Consider the following 16,278-nt stretch of genomic DNA (forward strand, 5'->3'; position numbering starts at 1 on the left):
TAACTAAAACAATATGGGTAGAATTATGTTTAAAAAAGCACTTTTATGCTTAAGTTTAATGAGTCTAGTTGGTTGTAATGATGATAAAACTGAAACCTCAACAACTACACCAGAATATCAATATCCTAAAATTTTAGTAATAGGACACCGCGGTGCTAGCGCTTTGCGTCCTGAACATACCTTAGCTTCATATCAAAAAGCCATTGATGATGGCGCTGACTTCATTGAACCCGATCTGGTATCAACAAAAGATGGTGTACTGGTTACCCGTCATGAAAACGAAATTGGTGGTACAACAAATATAAGTACCCTCACCCAGTTTGCGGACCGTAAAGTCACAAAAAATATTGATGGTGTAGATTTAACAGGTTGGTTTACAGAAGACCTCACTTTAAATGAATTACAACAAGTTAAAGCACGTGAGCGTATTCCAGAGTTCCGACCAGCAAATACAGCTTATAACGACCTCTATTCAATTCCAACCCTAGAACAAGTCATTGAACTTGCCGAAGCAAACTATAAGAAAACCGGAAAAATTATTGGTTTATATATCGAAACCAAACATCCGACTTACTTTAAAAATAAGGATTTGGCTATGGAGGACACGCTTCTTAAAACTCTTGCCAAATATCAATATACACGTGATATCGCACCTATCTATTTACAATCTTTTGAAGTCAGCAACTTAAAATATTTAAAAGATCAATTAGACCTTCATAAGACGCTTAAACATGCACAAATCATTCAGTTATATGATGCAAAAACATCTCGACCAGCCGACTTTGTCGAATCTGGCGTATCTAAAACATATGGTGATTTAGCCACAGCACAAAGCTTAAAAGATGTTGCTAAATATGCAAATGGTGTAGGCCCAAGCAAAAACTACATTCTCAATTTCAATAACGATGGTTCAGTACAAACCACTTCATTTATTACTGATGCACATGCAGCTGGCTTAAAAGTACATCCGTATACTTTCCGCCCAGAGAATAACTTTTTACCACAGCCTCTAAAATGTAGCGATAAACCTGCTGAGCGTTGCCCAACAGGCGCTTTAAAAGAGTTTGAAGTATATTTCAAAGCAGGTGTTGATGGTGTCTTTACAGATGACCCTGCTCTCGGTCGTGAAGCAGTTAATAATTTTGAGAAAGCAGCAAAATAGTTAAATACTTAATAAAAAAACAGGGCATTGAATGCCCTGTTTTTTTATTTATTTTTCTACGACATTATCAAAATATAAAGGAATCCATTGATATTGCTCTGCATTCACTTTATACACATGCCCGATTCCTGGGAATGGTAAATGTGGAGCAGCTACCCATTGCTGCTTATTTGAAATTTCAGCAAACATTTTTAAACGAGTATTAATTGCCTGCTCTGAATTTACATCAAAATCCACCCCGGTTTTTGGAGCATCAAACTGTAAAGAGTGTGAGTGTACAATGTCTCCAACAAAGACAATTTGTTGACCTTTACTTTTTAAACGGAAGCTATGGTGACCCGGTGTATGCCCTTGTGTATTGATCACTTCAAAGCCTTGAATAACATCACCATCTTTAAAGGTTTTGAATGCTTTTTTCGCTTGATACGGTGCAAGTGCAGCTTTTACATTTTTAACAGTGCTTAAATAATTTTCTTTTTGACTCGCTGGTACTGTTTTTTCAGAAGCTGGATTTAACCAATAATCAGCTTCACGTTCATGTGCATAGATGGTTGCATTAGGAAATACAGCTTTTCCATTTTGAGCAATACCACAAACATGATCTGGGTGTAAGTGTGTCAACAAAACCGTTTTCACATTGGCAAGTTGATAGCCTGCCAATTCAAGATTTTTAGCAATTGAACCTAACTGTGGACCAAAACAACTTGAAGCACCACTGTCAACAAGGGTCAAACTTTTACCGTCGTCTACTAAAAAGGCATTTACCGAAGTTTGAATTCCCTTTTCATTAAGCGCAGCATACTTCGTTAAAATTTTAGTCTTCTCGGCCTGACTCAAATTTTTGAACAATTTAGGATCTAAATAAATGGTGCCATCAAGTAAAGAGGTGATGCGATAATTACCAAATTGATGCTTATAATATCCGGGCACTTGTTGAGCTGAGGTTGGTTCTGCATAGCTTACATGTAAGCCCCCCATGACAAGTCCTAATGCTAAAAATAGTTTTTTCATCTCTTCTTCTCTATCAAGTTATAAAGTTAAAATCTTTAAAAAATATTTAATATTTTTTTTAAGGGCCGCGTTATATAATGCATGAAATGTGTCAGAAATATAAGTAAATGAATAGCTATTCTCCTTATAAGGGCAAAACTGGTCTTAAGCGTATATTAAATGCAACGGGCTACTCTATTTCCGGATTTAAAGCAGCTTATAAGAATGAGGCAGCTTTCCGTCAAATTGTTTTGATTAATCTTATTTTAATTCCAGTCAGTTTTTTTCTTGATGTAACCCGTGGTGAACATGCCCTTATGATTATTGTATGTTTATTTGCAATGATCGTTGAACTGTTCAATTCAGCTATTGAAGCAGTGGTTGACCGAGTTTCTCTTGAAAAACATCAGCTTTCTAAAAATGCAAAAGATATGGGAAGTGCAGCTCAATTTGTTGCACTGTCTATTATTGCAGTTACATGGCTTGTCATTTTATTAGGCTAAAAAAAACCATGCTTATAAAGGATAAGCATGGCGTAACAAAATAGAGGAAATACAGCTACTTTTCCTGACTATAAGTTTAAGAATATGAACTTAACTTTTTCTTAATTTATATAAGAAATAAAAAAATCCCTGCAAATGCAGGGATTTTTTTATTTAGACGTTGATGTTTAATTACATCATACCGCCCATACCACCCATACCGCCCATATCTGGAACAGCTGGTTTATCTTCTGGAATGTCAGTAATCATACATTCTGTAGTTAACATTAAACCAGCTACAGAAGCAGCGTGTTCAAGTGCAGAACGAGTTACTTTAGCAGGGTCAAGAATACCCATCTCTAACATATCGCCATATTCGCCAGTTGCAGCGTTGTAACCGAAGTTACCTTCACCAGCTTTAACTGCATTAATCACTACAGATGGCTCATCACCAGCATTTGCAACGATTTGACGAAGTGGAGCTTCGATCGCACGGCGTAAAATGTTGATACCCGCTGTTTGATCTTCGTTAGCGCCTTTTAGGTTGTCTAATACATTTACAGCACGTACTAGCGCAACACCACCACCAGCAACCACACCTTCTTCAACCGCAGCGCGAGTTGCATGAAGTGCGTCGTCTACGCGGTCTTTCTTCTCTTTCATTTCAACTTCAGTTGCCGCACCGATTTTAATTACAGCAACACCGCCTGCTAATTTAGCAACACGTTCTTGTAATTTTTCACGGTCATATTCTGAAGAAGATTCTTCAATTTGAGCACGGATTTGTTGAACACGTTCAGCAATAGCAGCTGCATCGCCAGAACCATCAACAATTACAGTGTTTTCTTTAGAAACAGTGATCTTGTGTGCAGTACCTAAATCTTGAAGAGTCGCTTGTTCTAAAGACATACCAACTTCTTCAGAAATAACAGTTGCGCCAGTCAAGATCGCGATATCTTGAAGCATTGCTTTACGACGGTCACCAAAACCAGGAGCTTTAACAGCACATACTTTGATAATACCGCGCATGTTGTTTACAACAAGTGTAGCAAGTGCTTCACCTTCAACATCTTCAGCGATAATAAGAAGTGGTTTACCAGTTTTAGCAACTGCTTCTAAAACAGAAATCAATTCACGAATGTTGCCGATTTTTTTGTCAACAAGAAGAATGAACGGGTTTTCAAGTTCAGCAGTTAAAGTATCTTGCTTGTTTGCAAAATACGGAGAGATATAACCACGGTCAAACTGCATACCTTCTACAACGTCTAATGCGTCTTCAAAGCCAGAACCTTCTTCTACAGTAATTACGCCTTCTTTACCTACTTTTTCCATCGCTTGAGCGATAAGTTTACCAACAGTAGTATCAGAGTTAGCAGAGATAGAACCAACTTGTTCGATCGCTTTAAAATCATCAGCAGGTTTTGCATTTGAACGGATATTTTCAACTACAGTTCTTACTGCAATGTCGATACCACGTTTTAAATCCATTGGGTTCATACCTGCAGTTACAGATTTGATCCCTTCATTTAAAATTGCTTGAGCAAGTACAGTTGCAGTTGTTGTACCGTCACCAGCGATGTCGTTAGTTTTGCTAGAAACTTCACGAACAAGTTGAGCACCCATGTTTTCAAACTTGTCTTTTAATGAAATCTCTTTAGCAACAGTTACACCATCTTTAGTGATGTGCGGAGCACCGAAAGAACGGTCAATAACTACGTTACGACCTTTAGGGCCTAAAGTCACTTTAACCGCATCTGCAAGTACGTTCACACCTGCAATCATTTTTGAGCGAGCTGAATCACCAAATTTTACGTCTTTAGCTGACATATTAAACTCCGAATCTTTTTAAATACTAAATCTGATAATGAATTGAGTTATGGATTGATTAGCCTTCCAACACAGCTAAAATGTCTGACTCTTTCATGATTAAGAGTTCTTCACCACTTACTTTCACTGTTGTACCTGCATAAGTACCAAACAATACTTTGTCACCAACTTTAACATCCAAAGCACGTACGCCATTCTCAGTGATTTGACCATTACCTACTGCAATTACTTCACCTTGAGATGGTTTTTCAGCAGCAGAACCTGGAAGTAAAATACCGCCAGCAGTTTTGGTTTCTTCTTCTACGCGACGAATTACAACGCGATCATGTAATGGACGAATGTTGCTCATAATTAACTCCACCAGACTAAGTCTTTTTGATTAATCGTTATTGCTTTTATCTAGAGCAATAACAAAATATTTAGATGTCACTTTTGTGGGGATGAAAAAAAAGGCTTCAAGGGGAAAATGAAAAAAAACTTACCTTTTTTGAATATTTTTTAAACAATCAAGTGTTTAATCCCATCTAAACCAAATCAATATGAAGTGAACTCAGCCAACTGTTCATTGAACCTGTAATGCTGAATCTTTCCTGTATTTGAAACCGTATTAAAGCTATTCGGATTATGATGATATAGACGAGTAGAAGTCGCTGTTCCTGCATGAATATCATAAATAGGATGATCTATTTCTAATTGATAAATCTGCGTTAAATCATAGACAGCCGTTTTATGCAAATGCCCATGCAGCATTCCAAATAATCCTGTTGTACTCCACTTTTCTAAAGCAATTCTAGCCAAAACAGGACAATCCTTTGTCCCATGTTTATTATCTGGAGATGTATAGAAAGGTTGATGGAAAACCACAAGTTTTATTTTATTCTCTGGCCCTTTCTGTAAGCGTTCATAAGTATCTTGAATTTGTTCAATCGAAATATGTCCACGTGTGTGATAACGACGGCGTATGCTGTTTACCCCAACAATATAAAAATGTTCAGTTTCTAAAGTCGGCTCTAGTTCACCAAAAAAATATCGATATCGGGTAAATGGAGAAAAAAAACGGTTCCAGACATGATACAAAGGAATATCGTGATTACCTGGCACAACAAGATAAGGAATATTGAGGCTGTCTAAAAACTGTCGACATTTAAAAAATTGTTCATATCGGGCACGTTGAGTAATATCTCCACTCACCACAATCACTTCAGGCCTATGTTGGGTACAAAAAAGCCGAATTGCATCTAAACACTCTTTTTTTTCTGTCCCAAAGTGTAAATCAGACAGCTGTAATAACATTCGGCACCATAATATTTAAAGCATTTTTTTCTACAGTGAAATTTAAAGGTGTTTTCATCTCTATTATTTCACCATCCAACGCAACCGTAAGTTTAGATTTTTTTGCACAATCGACAACAACATGGTTTGCACAAAAACTATATACATCTTGTGCATCTTCCACTTTACCTTGAATCCACTCCCATAGCATGTGCAGTAAACTTAACTTATCATTTTTTGTAATTACAACCCCTGCTACTCGTCCTTGTGCAGCACATTCAGCAATTCTTAATTTCATATCACATAGTTGCAATTGATTATTGCCAAAAAAAATCAAAGGGGTTTTAACGGGATATTTATTTCCATCTACAGTCACAGACAGTTTCATGGATTTATTGTCCCTTAATAAAACATCCAAAGCTGAGGTGTATGCATGTAAAGGTAGTCTTCCTAAATATTTATTGTAGAGTTCGCGCTTTTTGATAAAAAGTGGATATAAACCCAAGCTCGCATTATTTAAATAAATATGATCATTAATTGCTGCCACGTGTACTGATCTAGGTGTACCTGTAGCGATCACTTTAGCGGCCTCGAGCAAATCTAGAGGAATATCCAAAACTTTGGCAACATAATTAAAAGTACCTAAAGGCAATATTCCCATCGGAATATTGGTATGTCTAAGTTTGGAAGCCACTGCATTTAATGTCCCATCCCCACCAGCTGCAACAACAACTCCTAAATTTTCACTTTGACTATGCCTATGGATTACTTCGCTCATCAAATCATCAAAGGTGACATCCTCTGCTAATTCAAAAACTTGTATTTCAAAACCAAATTCGGTGAGTACAGTCATTAATTGTTCATACATATCTTCATGTTTTGAAGCATGAAAACCCGATTTCTGGTTATAGATGATAGAGAGAGGTTTTAAAGTCCGCATTTTTATTATCTTAAAGAGGATTTATCTGTATTTTGTATAGAAAATCACCTAATAAAAGTCTCTTTATGTAAATTTTGAATGATGATCATTTGTTTAATCAATAATAATTCTCAAGAAAAAATTAAACATCAAGTTATTGATTTTAAAAAAAATAAATAATATAAATAACACACATACAACATAAAAATGTAAAGAATAAAATAGGTTAAAAAATAATAAATATATGATTTTAATCAAAAAAATCTAAAAATTAAAATATCTATTTCTTATTCTTTAGTCTTATTTTTTTTATGATTTTATGCTTTAATACAGCCACTTTTTTATTTGATCTTTCATTGTACCTCAATGAATGACTTGTACATTGTTGTACATATTTTGAATAGGCCTCACCATGACCACAGTGAACGCACCAGAATTCGTTCGTCATCCTAAGCTTATCGCATGGGTTGAAGAAATTGCAAACTTAACCAAACCAGCAAAAATCGAATGGTGTGACGGAAGCGAAGAAGAGTATCAACGTCTAATCGACTTGATGATCGCTAACGGCACCATGCAGAAGTTAAACCAAGAAAAACATCCTGGTTCTTATCTTGCAAATTCTGACCCATCTGACGTTGCGCGTGTTGAAGATCGTACTTACATCTGTTCTCAAAAGAAAGAAGATGCTGGCGCGACAAACAACTGGGAAGAACCAGCTGTTATGCGTGAAAAGCTAAATGGTTTGTTTGAAGGATCAATGGAAGGCCGTACAATGTACGTTGTGCCTTTCTCTATGGGTCCACTTGGAAGCCATATTGCTCATATCGGTATTGAGTTAACTGACTCTCCTTACGTTGCTGTTAGCATGCGTAAAATGGCTCGTATGGGTAAAGCAGTTTATGACGTGTTAGGTACAGACGGCGAATTCATTCCTTGTATTCATACCGTAGGTGCTCCACTTGCTGAAGGGCAAAAAGACGTTGCATGGCCTTGTAACCCTGAAAAATACATCGTTCATTATCCAGAAACTCGTGAAATCTGGTCTTACGGTTCTGGTTATGGCGGTAACGCATTACTTGGTAAAAAATGTTTAGCACTTCGTATCGCTTCTGTGATGGGACGCGAACAAGGTTGGTTAGCTGAACACATGCTTATTCTTGGTGTGACTAACCCACAAGGTGAGAAACACTATATCGCTGCAGCATTCCCATCTGCGTGTGGTAAAACAAACTTCGCAATGTTAATTCCACCAGCAGGCTATGAAGGCTGGAAAATTGAGACTGTAGGTGACGATATTGCTTGGATTAAACCAGGTGAAGATGGTCGTCTATACGCAATCAATCCAGAAGCTGGCTTCTTTGGTGTTGCTCCTGGTACAAACACAAAAACGAACCCTAACTGTATGGCAACTCTTCACAAAGATGTTATCTATACAAACGTTGCGGTAACTAATGATGGTCAAGTATGGTGGGAAGGTCTTTCTAAAGAAATTCCAACTAACTTAACCAACTGGAAAGGTCAACCTCACGTAAATGGTGAAAAAGCTGCTCATCCAAATGCGCGCTTCACTGTTGCTGCTGGTCAATGCCCTTCTATCGATGCTGACTGGGAAAATCCAGCAGGCGTTCCGATTTCTGCATTTATCTTCGGTGGTCGCCGTGCAGATACGGTTCCTTTAGTTTCTGAAGCATTTGATTGGGTTGATGGCGTTTATAAAGCTGCAACTATGGGTTCTGAAACTACTGCTGCTGCTGTTGGTCAACAAGGTATTGTCCGTCGTGACCCATTCGCAATGCTTCCATTTGCGGGTTACAACATGGCTGACTACTTCGATCACTGGTTAAGCCTTGGTCAAGACGTAAGTTCAAAAGCTGAAGCTGCTGGTAATAAATTACCAAAAATCTTCAATGTAAACTGGTTCCGTCGTGATGCGGAAGGCAACTTCGTATGGCCTGGTTTTGGTCAAAACATGCGTGTTCTTGAGTGGATCATTGACCGTTGTGAAGGTCGTGCAAACGCTGTTGAAACACCAATTGGCCTTGTTCCAACTTACGATGACTTGAACTGGGAAGGTACTGATTTCTCTAAAGAAGAATTTGACCTCATCACAGCTCAAGATAAAGATCAGTGGGTTACTGAAATTGAAAGCCATACTGAGTTATTCAATAAACTTGGTGAACGCTTACCAAAAGCATTAAAAGAACGTCAAGCAGCTTTACTTGAAGCTGTAAAAACTGGCTTCTAATTGCTAAATATAAAAAAGGTCGCCATGTGCGACCTTTTTTATTATGCGGCATCATCTTTTTGTCGACGTCCAGCTAAATAGCTTTCCAAAATTTTTATTTGTTTTTCATCAAATGCCAAACCTAACTTAGTTCTACGCCACAATATATCTTCTGCTGTATTTGCCCATTCATTTTCACATAAATATTGAACTTCAGATTCAAATAAACCGTGACCAAAATCTTGTCCTAACTGCTCAAGAACTTTTTGTTCATGCAACATACCCCAAACTCGAGAGCCATACGCATTTGCCCAGCGCGCAGCAAGTTGCTCATTTACCCCTTCCACTTGGTTTTGAATCTTTATAACTAAATCTTCAAGTGTGGTCCAATTCTCTGCACCAGGTAATACTTCATTTGCTGTCCACTCCTCTCCCATTTCTGTGAAAAACGGGTTAAGTTGCTCCAGAGCAGATTCCGCTAATTTCCGATAAGTTGTAATCTTTCCACCAAATACAGACAATAAGGGAGTCATTTTATCTTCCACTTGCAATGCCACTGTATAGTCACGTGTAACTGCCGAAGGATTATCTGACTCATCATCACATAAAGCCCGGACTCCTGAGAACTGACTTACAATATCTGCACAGGTAAGCTGTTTTTTAAAATGCGAATTTGTCACCGTTAGAAGGTAATCAATTTCTACTTCCGTAATTTTTACCTTTTGTGGATCATCCAAATATTCCTGATCAGTCGTACCTATTAATGTGTATTGTTCTAAATAAGGAATTGCAAACACGATACGCCGGTCTTCATTTTGCATAATAAAGGCCTTGTGGCAATCATACAGTTTAGGCACAACAATATGACTTCCTTGTATAAGCCGAACTTGATATGGAGATTTTAATTGTAGGTTTTCACTAATAATTTGCTCTACCCACGGGCCTGCTGCATTTACTAAGGCTTTTGCACGTATTTGATAAAAGTCAGTCCCGCTTTGTAGTTCCAAATGCCACAATTCTTGTTGTCTATAAGCCTTAATACATTGTGTCCGTGTTACAACTTTGGCACCCTTCTCTTTAGCTTGCAGTGCATTTAACACGACAAGACGTGCATCATCTACAGTACAGTCAGAATACTCAAAACCACGAGTGATGGCTGGTTTTAAAGGACTATCTTCTTTGAAATAAATGAGATTTGACCCTAATAATTTTTCTCGTTTTCCTAAATGATCATAAAAAAACAAGCCTGCCCGAATTAGCCATGCAGGTCGTAAATGTGGTCGATGAGGCATAATAAAACGCATTGGTTTAATAATATGAGGAGCTTTAGCCAACAAGACTTCACGCTCCACTAAAGCTTCTCTGACTAGCCGAAATTCTTTATGTTCTAAATAGCGCAAACCGCCGTGAATTAATTTACTGCTCGCAGAGGACGTGTGACTAGCCAAGTCGTCTTTTTCACATAAAAATACCGATAATCCACGACCTGCTGCATCATTCGCAATACCAACGCCATTAATACCACCACCAATCACGGCAATATCATATATTTTTGAATAATCATTAGTTTGTACTGTCATTTCTCATTTCTTTTTATTGTTTATGTTATTAAAAATTAAAACATCAAATTGATGAAACAACAATCAAAAAAGCAGAATAATCAATTTTAAATAGGTACTACGTTAGCTATTCATTGATTACTCTGCTATTTAATTAATTTAAGAAAAAATCAATCCTCTGCCCAATTTTGACTACGCTGAACTGCTTTCAACCAACCTTTATACATAACTTCAGTTTCTTCAAGGCTGGCGCGTGGCACGAAAACTTTTTCTATTGCAGACTTATTTCTTAATTCATTTAAATCTTGCCAAAAACCTGTTGCTAGTCCAGCAAGAAAAGCAGCACCTAAAGCGGTTGTTTCTTTCATAATGGGTCTTTCAACTGGAGTGGCTAAAATATCAGCCTGAAATTGCATTAAGAAATTATTAGCAGTTACTCCACCATCGACTCGAAGTGTACGTAATTCTTCTTCTGCATCTTGCTGCATCGCATCAAGTACGTCTCTTGTCTGGTAAGCAATTGACTCTAAAGTTGCACGAACAATATGCTCTATACTCGCTCCACGAGTAAGTCCAAAAATCGCTCCACGAGCTGTCGGATCCCAATATGGCGCGCCCAATCCTGTAAACGCAGGTACTACATATACGCCATTACTATCCTTTACGCGTGTTGCATAATATTCTGAATCTTGAGCATTATTAATTACTTTTAACTCATCACGAAGCCACTGCACACAAGAACCACCATTAAACACGGCACCCTCTAAAGCATAATTTACTTCACCATTTGCACCGCAAGCAATCGTCGTGAGTAATCCATGTTCAGATCTAACCGCTTTTTTCCCCGTATTCATTAAAAGAAAACAGCCTGTACCATAAGTATTTTTTGCTTGTCCGGGCTCTACACACATTTGTCCAAAAAGTGCAGCTTGTTGATCCCCTGCTATACCTGCAATTGGAATTCCAACTTCTTGCCCACTAATTGTATGTGTATAGCCATATACCTCAGATGAACTGCGCACCTCTGGTAGCATTGCTTTAGGAATATCCAAAGCTTGTAAAAGTGCTTCATCCCATTCAAGCTTTTCAATATCAAAAAGCATCGTTCGCGAAGCATTGGTGAAATCAGTGACATGGGCTGTGCCATTAGTTAATTTCCAGATTAACCATGTATCAACTGTACCAAATAATAACTCCCCTCGCTCAGCTCGTTCACGACTTCCTTCTACATGATCCAAAATCCATTTTATTTTGGTGGCAGAAAAATACGGATCAATCACCAAACCTGTCACTTTACGGACATGATCTTGCCAACCTGCCTTTTGTAATTGATTACATATCTCTGTAGTTTGTCTGCTTTGCCAAACAATTGCATTGTAAATAGGTTTTCCTGTTTTCTTATCCCATACAATTGTGGTTTCCCGCTGGTTTGTAATTCCAATCGCCGCCACTTGTTCACTTTTGATGCTAGCTTGAGCTAATGCCTCTACCCACACCGCACTTTGTGTTGCCCAAATTTCCATAGGATCATGCTCAACCCAGCCTGGTTGAGGATAAATTTGGGTAAATTCTCTTTGAGCAATACTTACAACGTTGGCATCATGATCTAAAACAATTGCTCGTGAGCTTGTTGTTCCCTGATCGAAAGCGACAATATATTTTTTCGGGCAATTTGACATCTGAATATCCCTTTCATTATTTCCACAACTAGCTCATGACGATAAAACATCATGTTGAACTGTATTATTCAAAATTTTCTTTGGAATATATCATTGTTTTTAACGCATATATTGCCTCTTAAACAAAACTTTGGTGATTCTTTATCAAATTTTTAGCTTTATGGGAAAATAATATGCAGTAAGTCAAAATTTAGCGATAAGAACATGCAAGTTGTATAATTTGAAATCACATAAATATTCAACTTATTCCTTTGCTTAAATAATAAACATTGTTTTACAGACATAAAAAAAATAAAGTGAAATACTCCTCTGGATAATATGTAAAAACGGAATAAATTCTCTCTTTTTAAGCATTCAACCCAAGCGAAACATGGAGCGACCCATGGTTGATCAACCTTCTACAGCAACAACTCCGCAACATCATTTAGATACAAAAACTCGCCTAAAATCAATTTTGGGTGGTTCTGCGGGTAACCTTGTCGAATGGTACGACTGGTATGTATATGCCGCATTTACCCTCTATTTTGCACATGCTTTTTTCCCAAAAGGTAGTCAAACCGCACAATTGCTACAAGCTGCCGCTATTTTTGCTGTCGGTTTTTTAATGCGCCCAATCGGTGCATGGATTATGGGAATTTATTCAGACCGTAAAGGACGTAAAGCAGGTCTTACACTTTCCGTCACTTTAATGTGTGTAGGTTCACTTCTTATTGCTGTGACACCAAGCTATGAAAGTATTGGTGTATTTGCCCCTCTTTTATTAGTTGTCGCTCGTTTAATTCAAGGTTTAAGCGTAGGTGGTGAATATGGAGCAAGTGCCACTTATTTAAGTGAAATGGCTGAAAAAAACCGACGTGGTTTTTTCTCAAGCTTCCAATATGTAACCTTAATTGCAGGACAATTAACTGCTCTATGTGTTCTTTTAATATTACAAATGGTATTAACCGAACAGCAGTTACATGATTGGGGATGGCGTATTCCATTCTTTATTGGCGCTTTACTTGCCATTGTGGTGTTCCGTATTCGTCGTGGCTTATTAGAAACACAATCTTTTAAAAATGCTCAAGCTGAAAAAGACCAACCAGAATCAGGCATGTTTGCTTTATTCAAACACTATCCTAAAGAGGCTTTTACAGTATTATTTTTAACAGCTGGCGGAACTTTAGCTTTTTATACTTACACCACTTACCTACAAAAATATTTAGTGAATACTTCTGGATTTACAAAACCCGAAGCCACTCAAATCACCACTTTAGCACTATTTATTTTCATGTGTTTACAACCTGTAGCTGGTGCTTTGTCAGACCGTATCGGACGTAAGCCACTTATGATTGCCTTTGGTGTAACGGGGGTTTTATTTACTTATATTTTATTTAATGCCCTTGCAACCACACATAATTATTGGACTGCTTTCTGGTTATGCTTGGCGGGTCTAGTCATGGTAACAGGTTATACATCAATTAATGCCGTGGTTAAAGCTGAGCTCTTTCCTGCTCATATTCGGGCTTTAGGGGTAGCTTTACCCTACGCGATTGCCAATACATTATTTGGCGGTACAGCAGAGTTTTTTGCTTTAAGTTTTAAAGAGGCTGGACATGAATCTTGGTACTTTATTTACGTAAGTATTATGATCTTCATTTCACTTATTATTTATATTTTTATGAAAGATACTAAGCATCATTCAAAAATTAAAGAACATTAATATTTTAGAAATAAGAGCTAATATCGCCAGCCGATGTTAGCTTAAATCGTGCGATTAAGCCCCAACAATCGTTGTATTTTATGAGATACTAGAGATAAGAATATAAGGATGATACTGATGAATAGAAGTATTTTATGTTTGGCATTAAGCAGTATGTTTGTTTTAACTGCTTGTCAGACCACCCCTCGACAATATAATGGCTCAACTGGCTATCAAATTGAAAACCAAACAAAAACTTCCGCAACTTTAGCTTATACATTGGCTAGCCGCCCCAATCAGCAGTTAGATGAACGTAAATTGCAACGTGCTTGTCAAAATGTATTAGGCGCTCAAAAAGTTTATAAATTGTCAGTTCTAAGCATTAATGAGATTTCAAACCCAGCCCAACAAGAAAATTATGGTGTTCAATTGGGTCAAACTCGCGCCTCATTTGGTTTATCTAATACGCCGAGTTTAAACAATGGTGAAGATTATGCGACTCGTCAAGCGCTTGAAGCACGTCCAAGTACGCTAAAAGTAGTTCGTTATACCTGCTCATAATTTAAATATAAGACGCTGTTCTTTTACAGCGTCTTATAAAAACTTACATTTCTAAATTCTTTAGCTTCATCAAGATCTGGCCAAGTTGATGCGCTTCTTTCATCAATCTTTTGATATTTAGGGTGACTAAAGTTTTTAACACGGCTATCTGCGACCCAAACCTCTGGCGCAAATTTCAAGAATTCATCTAAAAAGAAACGGTTGCACTGGTCATATAAAACATCAGCAGCCAATAAAACATCAACTTGCTCTGCTTTATATAAATCGTCTAGATATTCCAGCTCAACATCATTCAATAAAGCATTTTCACGGCAAGCTGCAAGACTAACTTGATCAATATCACAACAAATTACTCTTTTAGCACCAGCCATTTTTGCTGCAATGGCAACAACACCAGAACCTGCTCCAAAATCGAGAACAACTTTATCTTTGACATGATGAGGCTCTGTAAGTAACCATTGTGCCATTGCTAAACCAGATGCCCAGCAAAAAATCCAATATGGCGTGTCATTCCAAATGCGACGAATAACCTCATCATCCAAGCGATCAGTTGAAAAAACAGGTGGAATCAACCATAAAGAAATAGCCGTTTCTGGTAGCTGTTGTACCATTAACTCACAATTGGGAATAACTTCATTTAATGCTTGAAGTAAATGTTCAGGGGCTTTGGTAAATTGAAAGGTGCAGCTCATAAATAAGCTCAACAATTTATAATTACTATTTGATCATCCGTATCGCGAGCAAGACTAAAACAGTGGCTTAAAGCATGATAGTGGTTAGCTACTAAAAAATATAGTTCAATTCCACTGCTTTAATTACAGCAACTGTTTTGGTCTTGCGTAGCATTCGCTACTCATCCCGAAAGAAAAGTAACATACGAGCTCCTAACATTTGCGTTAAACGGTAGGATGCCGTCGTGAATAAATTAAATTAACCTAAAGCTTTTTCAGCAGCTTCTACAGTTTGACGAATCAAAGTTGTAATTGTCATTGGACCTACACCACCTGGTACTGGTGTATAAGCAGATGCAATTTCTTCGATACCTTGTAATTGGATATCGCCTACACCACCGCCATCACGAGGATGGAAACCAGCATCGACAACCACTGCACCTTGTTTAATCCAATCTTTTTGAATAAGTTCAGCTTTACCCACAGCACCAACAATAATATCAGCCTGTTTAACAAGTTCAGCCAAATTTTGAGTACGTGAATGGCAAATCGTTACTGTTGCATTTGCTTGTAAAAGCATCATTGCCATTGGTTTACCTAAAATTGCTGAACGACCAACCACAACTGCATGTTTGCCCGCAATTTCAATGTTGTTTTCTTTTAGAATAGTCATAATACCAGCTGGAGTTGCTGAACCATATGCAGCTTCACCCATTGCCATACGGCCAAAACCAAGGCAAGTTACACCATCAACATCTTTAGCTAAAGAAATCGCATCAAAACAAGCACGTTCATCAATCTGTGCAGGTACTGGATGTTGTAGAAGAATACCGTGAACATCCGGATTGGCATTAAGCTTGTCGATTTCAGCTAATAATTGTTCTGTTGTAGTTTCTTGTGATAATTCAATTTTTAAAGAATCCATGCCTACTCGACGGCAAGCATTTCCTTTCATGCGTACATAAGTTGCAGATGCGCCATCATCCCCAACCAAAATAGTCGCTAAAATTGGGGTACGACCTGTTTTAGCTTTTAAAGCTTCAACACGTACTGACAAATTTTCTTCAATTTGCTTTGCTAATGCACGACCGTCTAAAACCAATGCCACAGCACATCTCCAAGGTAGACATGAATTTAATGTGCCAATAATACATGATTATTTGGACAAATTTATTCTAGATGTTGCTTTTATGTTCATCTTATCTCAAAACAGTATTGTTTTTTTTCTAAAGGTTGCTAATATGTGCATCA

At 37.7% G+C, this 16,278-nt stretch carries 14 protein-coding genes; 5 read left to right on the top strand and 9 right to left on the bottom strand.

What is annotated here, in order from left to right; all coding sequences use genetic code 11:
- Positions 1-25: 25 nt before the first annotated feature.
- Positions 26-1,162 (top strand): glycerophosphodiester phosphodiesterase, encoded by a 1,137-nt coding sequence (locus I5515_RS03785; RefSeq protein WP_199964816.1) that lies wholly within the window; start codon positions 26-28, stop codon positions 1,160-1,162.
- Positions 1,163-1,210: 48 nt separating this feature from the next.
- Here I5515_RS03785 and I5515_RS03790 read toward each other — a convergent pair whose 3' ends face one another.
- Positions 1,211-2,173: an MBL fold metallo-hydrolase gene (locus tag I5515_RS03790; RefSeq protein ID WP_199964817.1), complete on the bottom strand. Its 963-nt coding sequence runs from the start codon at positions 2,171-2,173 to the stop codon at positions 1,211-1,213.
- A 107-nt stretch (positions 2,174-2,280) separates the two neighbouring features.
- On the opposite strand from I5515_RS03790, the gene I5515_RS03795 reads away from it, so the two are divergent.
- A complete protein-coding gene (locus I5515_RS03795) occupies positions 2,281-2,655 on the top strand; it encodes a diacylglycerol kinase (RefSeq protein WP_199964818.1) in 375 nt (124 codons plus the stop codon).
- Positions 2,656-2,826: 171 nt separating this feature from the next.
- Here I5515_RS03795 and groL read toward each other — a convergent pair whose 3' ends face one another.
- From groL to I5515_RS03815, 4 genes are all read right to left on the bottom strand, one after another.
- Positions 2,827-4,461, bottom strand: coding sequence for a chaperonin GroEL (gene groL / locus I5515_RS03800; RefSeq protein WP_199964819.1), 1,635 nt, complete (start codon positions 4,459-4,461; stop codon positions 2,827-2,829).
- Between the two features lie 58 nt (positions 4,462-4,519).
- Entirely contained in the window at positions 4,520-4,810 is a 291-nt protein-coding gene (gene groES, locus I5515_RS03805) for a co-chaperone GroES (RefSeq protein ID WP_002120604.1), read from the bottom strand.
- Between the two features lie 185 nt (positions 4,811-4,995).
- Entirely contained in the window at positions 4,996-5,754 is a 759-nt protein-coding gene (locus I5515_RS03810) for a metallophosphoesterase family protein (RefSeq protein ID WP_199964820.1), read from the bottom strand.
- Positions 5,735-6,673, bottom strand: a complete 939-nt coding sequence (locus I5515_RS03815; RefSeq protein WP_199964821.1) for a diacylglycerol/lipid kinase family protein — start codon at positions 6,671-6,673, stop codon at positions 5,735-5,737. The genes I5515_RS03810 and I5515_RS03815 overlap by 20 nt, the downstream gene beginning before the upstream one ends.
- A gap of 391 nt (positions 6,674-7,064) precedes the next feature.
- Between I5515_RS03815 and I5515_RS03820 the strand changes: the two genes are divergently transcribed.
- Positions 7,065-8,897 (top strand): phosphoenolpyruvate carboxykinase (GTP), encoded by a 1,833-nt coding sequence (locus I5515_RS03820; RefSeq protein ID WP_199964822.1) that lies wholly within the window; start codon positions 7,065-7,067, stop codon positions 8,895-8,897.
- A gap of 41 nt (positions 8,898-8,938) precedes the next feature.
- Here the strand turns inward: I5515_RS03820 and glpD are convergent, their stop codons facing one another.
- Positions 8,939-10,456 carry a glycerol-3-phosphate dehydrogenase gene (gene glpD, locus I5515_RS03825; RefSeq protein WP_199964823.1) on the bottom strand — a complete coding sequence of 506 codons (1,518 nt, stop codon included), beginning with the start codon at positions 10,454-10,456 and terminating at the stop codon, positions 8,939-8,941.
- A gap of 149 nt (positions 10,457-10,605) precedes the next feature.
- Entirely contained in the window at positions 10,606-12,114 is a 1,509-nt protein-coding gene (glpK, locus tag I5515_RS03830) for a glycerol kinase GlpK (protein ID WP_199964824.1), read from the bottom strand.
- A 370-nt stretch (positions 12,115-12,484) separates the two neighbouring features.
- On the opposite strand from glpK, the gene I5515_RS03835 reads away from it, so the two are divergent.
- Positions 12,485-13,816, top strand: a complete 1,332-nt coding sequence (locus tag I5515_RS03835; RefSeq protein ID WP_199964825.1) for an MFS transporter — start codon at positions 12,485-12,487, stop codon at positions 13,814-13,816.
- Positions 13,817-13,933: 117 nt separating this feature from the next.
- On the top strand, positions 13,934-14,356 hold the full coding sequence (locus I5515_RS03840) for a hypothetical protein (protein ID WP_199964826.1): 423 nt from the start codon (positions 13,934-13,936) through the stop codon (positions 14,354-14,356).
- 23 nt (positions 14,357-14,379) lie between these two features.
- On the opposite strand, the gene I5515_RS03845 is transcribed toward I5515_RS03840, so the two are convergent.
- Both I5515_RS03845 and folD read right to left on the bottom strand, forming a co-directional pair.
- Positions 14,380-15,048, bottom strand: a complete 669-nt coding sequence (locus I5515_RS03845; RefSeq protein ID WP_199964827.1) for a class I SAM-dependent methyltransferase — start codon at positions 15,046-15,048, stop codon at positions 14,380-14,382.
- 238 nt (positions 15,049-15,286) lie between these two features.
- Positions 15,287-16,135, bottom strand: coding sequence for a bifunctional methylenetetrahydrofolate dehydrogenase/methenyltetrahydrofolate cyclohydrolase FolD (folD, locus tag I5515_RS03850; protein WP_199964828.1), 849 nt, complete (start codon positions 16,133-16,135; stop codon positions 15,287-15,289).
- Positions 16,136-16,278 lie beyond the last annotated feature (143 nt).

Source organism: Acinetobacter calcoaceticus (assembly GCF_016508255.1).
GTDB lineage: Bacteria > Pseudomonadota > Gammaproteobacteria > Pseudomonadales > Moraxellaceae > Acinetobacter > Acinetobacter calcoaceticus_E.

Coding starts and splice junctions, on each gene's coding strand:
- I5515_RS03785 (WP_199964816.1), top strand. CDS start 26: ATGTTTAAAAAAGCACTTTTATGCTTAAGTTTAATGAGTCTAGTTGGT.
- I5515_RS03790 (WP_199964817.1), bottom strand. CDS start 2,173: ATGAAAAAACTATTTTTAGCATTAGGACTTGTCATGGGGGGCTTACAT.
- I5515_RS03795 (WP_199964818.1), top strand. CDS start 2,281: ATGAATAGCTATTCTCCTTATAAGGGCAAAACTGGTCTTAAGCGTATA.
- groL (WP_199964819.1), bottom strand. CDS start 4,461: ATGTCAGCTAAAGACGTAAAATTTGGTGATTCAGCTCGCTCAAAAATG.
- groES (WP_002120604.1), bottom strand. CDS start 4,810: ATGAGCAACATTCGTCCATTACATGATCGCGTTGTAATTCGTCGCGTA.
- I5515_RS03810 (WP_199964820.1), bottom strand. CDS start 5,754: ATGTTATTACAGCTGTCTGATTTACACTTTGGGACAGAAAAAAAAGAG.
- I5515_RS03815 (WP_199964821.1), bottom strand. CDS start 6,673: ATGCGGACTTTAAAACCTCTCTCTATCATCTATAACCAGAAATCGGGT.
- I5515_RS03820 (WP_199964822.1), top strand. CDS start 7,065: ATGACCACAGTGAACGCACCAGAATTCGTTCGTCATCCTAAGCTTATC.
- glpD (WP_199964823.1), bottom strand. CDS start 10,456: ATGACAGTACAAACTAATGATTATTCAAAAATATATGATATTGCCGTG.
- glpK (WP_199964824.1), bottom strand. CDS start 12,114: ATGTCAAATTGCCCGAAAAAATATATTGTCGCTTTCGATCAGGGAACA.
- I5515_RS03835 (WP_199964825.1), top strand. CDS start 12,485: ATGGAGCGACCCATGGTTGATCAACCTTCTACAGCAACAACTCCGCAA.
- I5515_RS03840 (WP_199964826.1), top strand. CDS start 13,934: ATGAATAGAAGTATTTTATGTTTGGCATTAAGCAGTATGTTTGTTTTA.
- I5515_RS03845 (WP_199964827.1), bottom strand. CDS start 15,048: ATGAGCTGCACCTTTCAATTTACCAAAGCCCCTGAACATTTACTTCAA.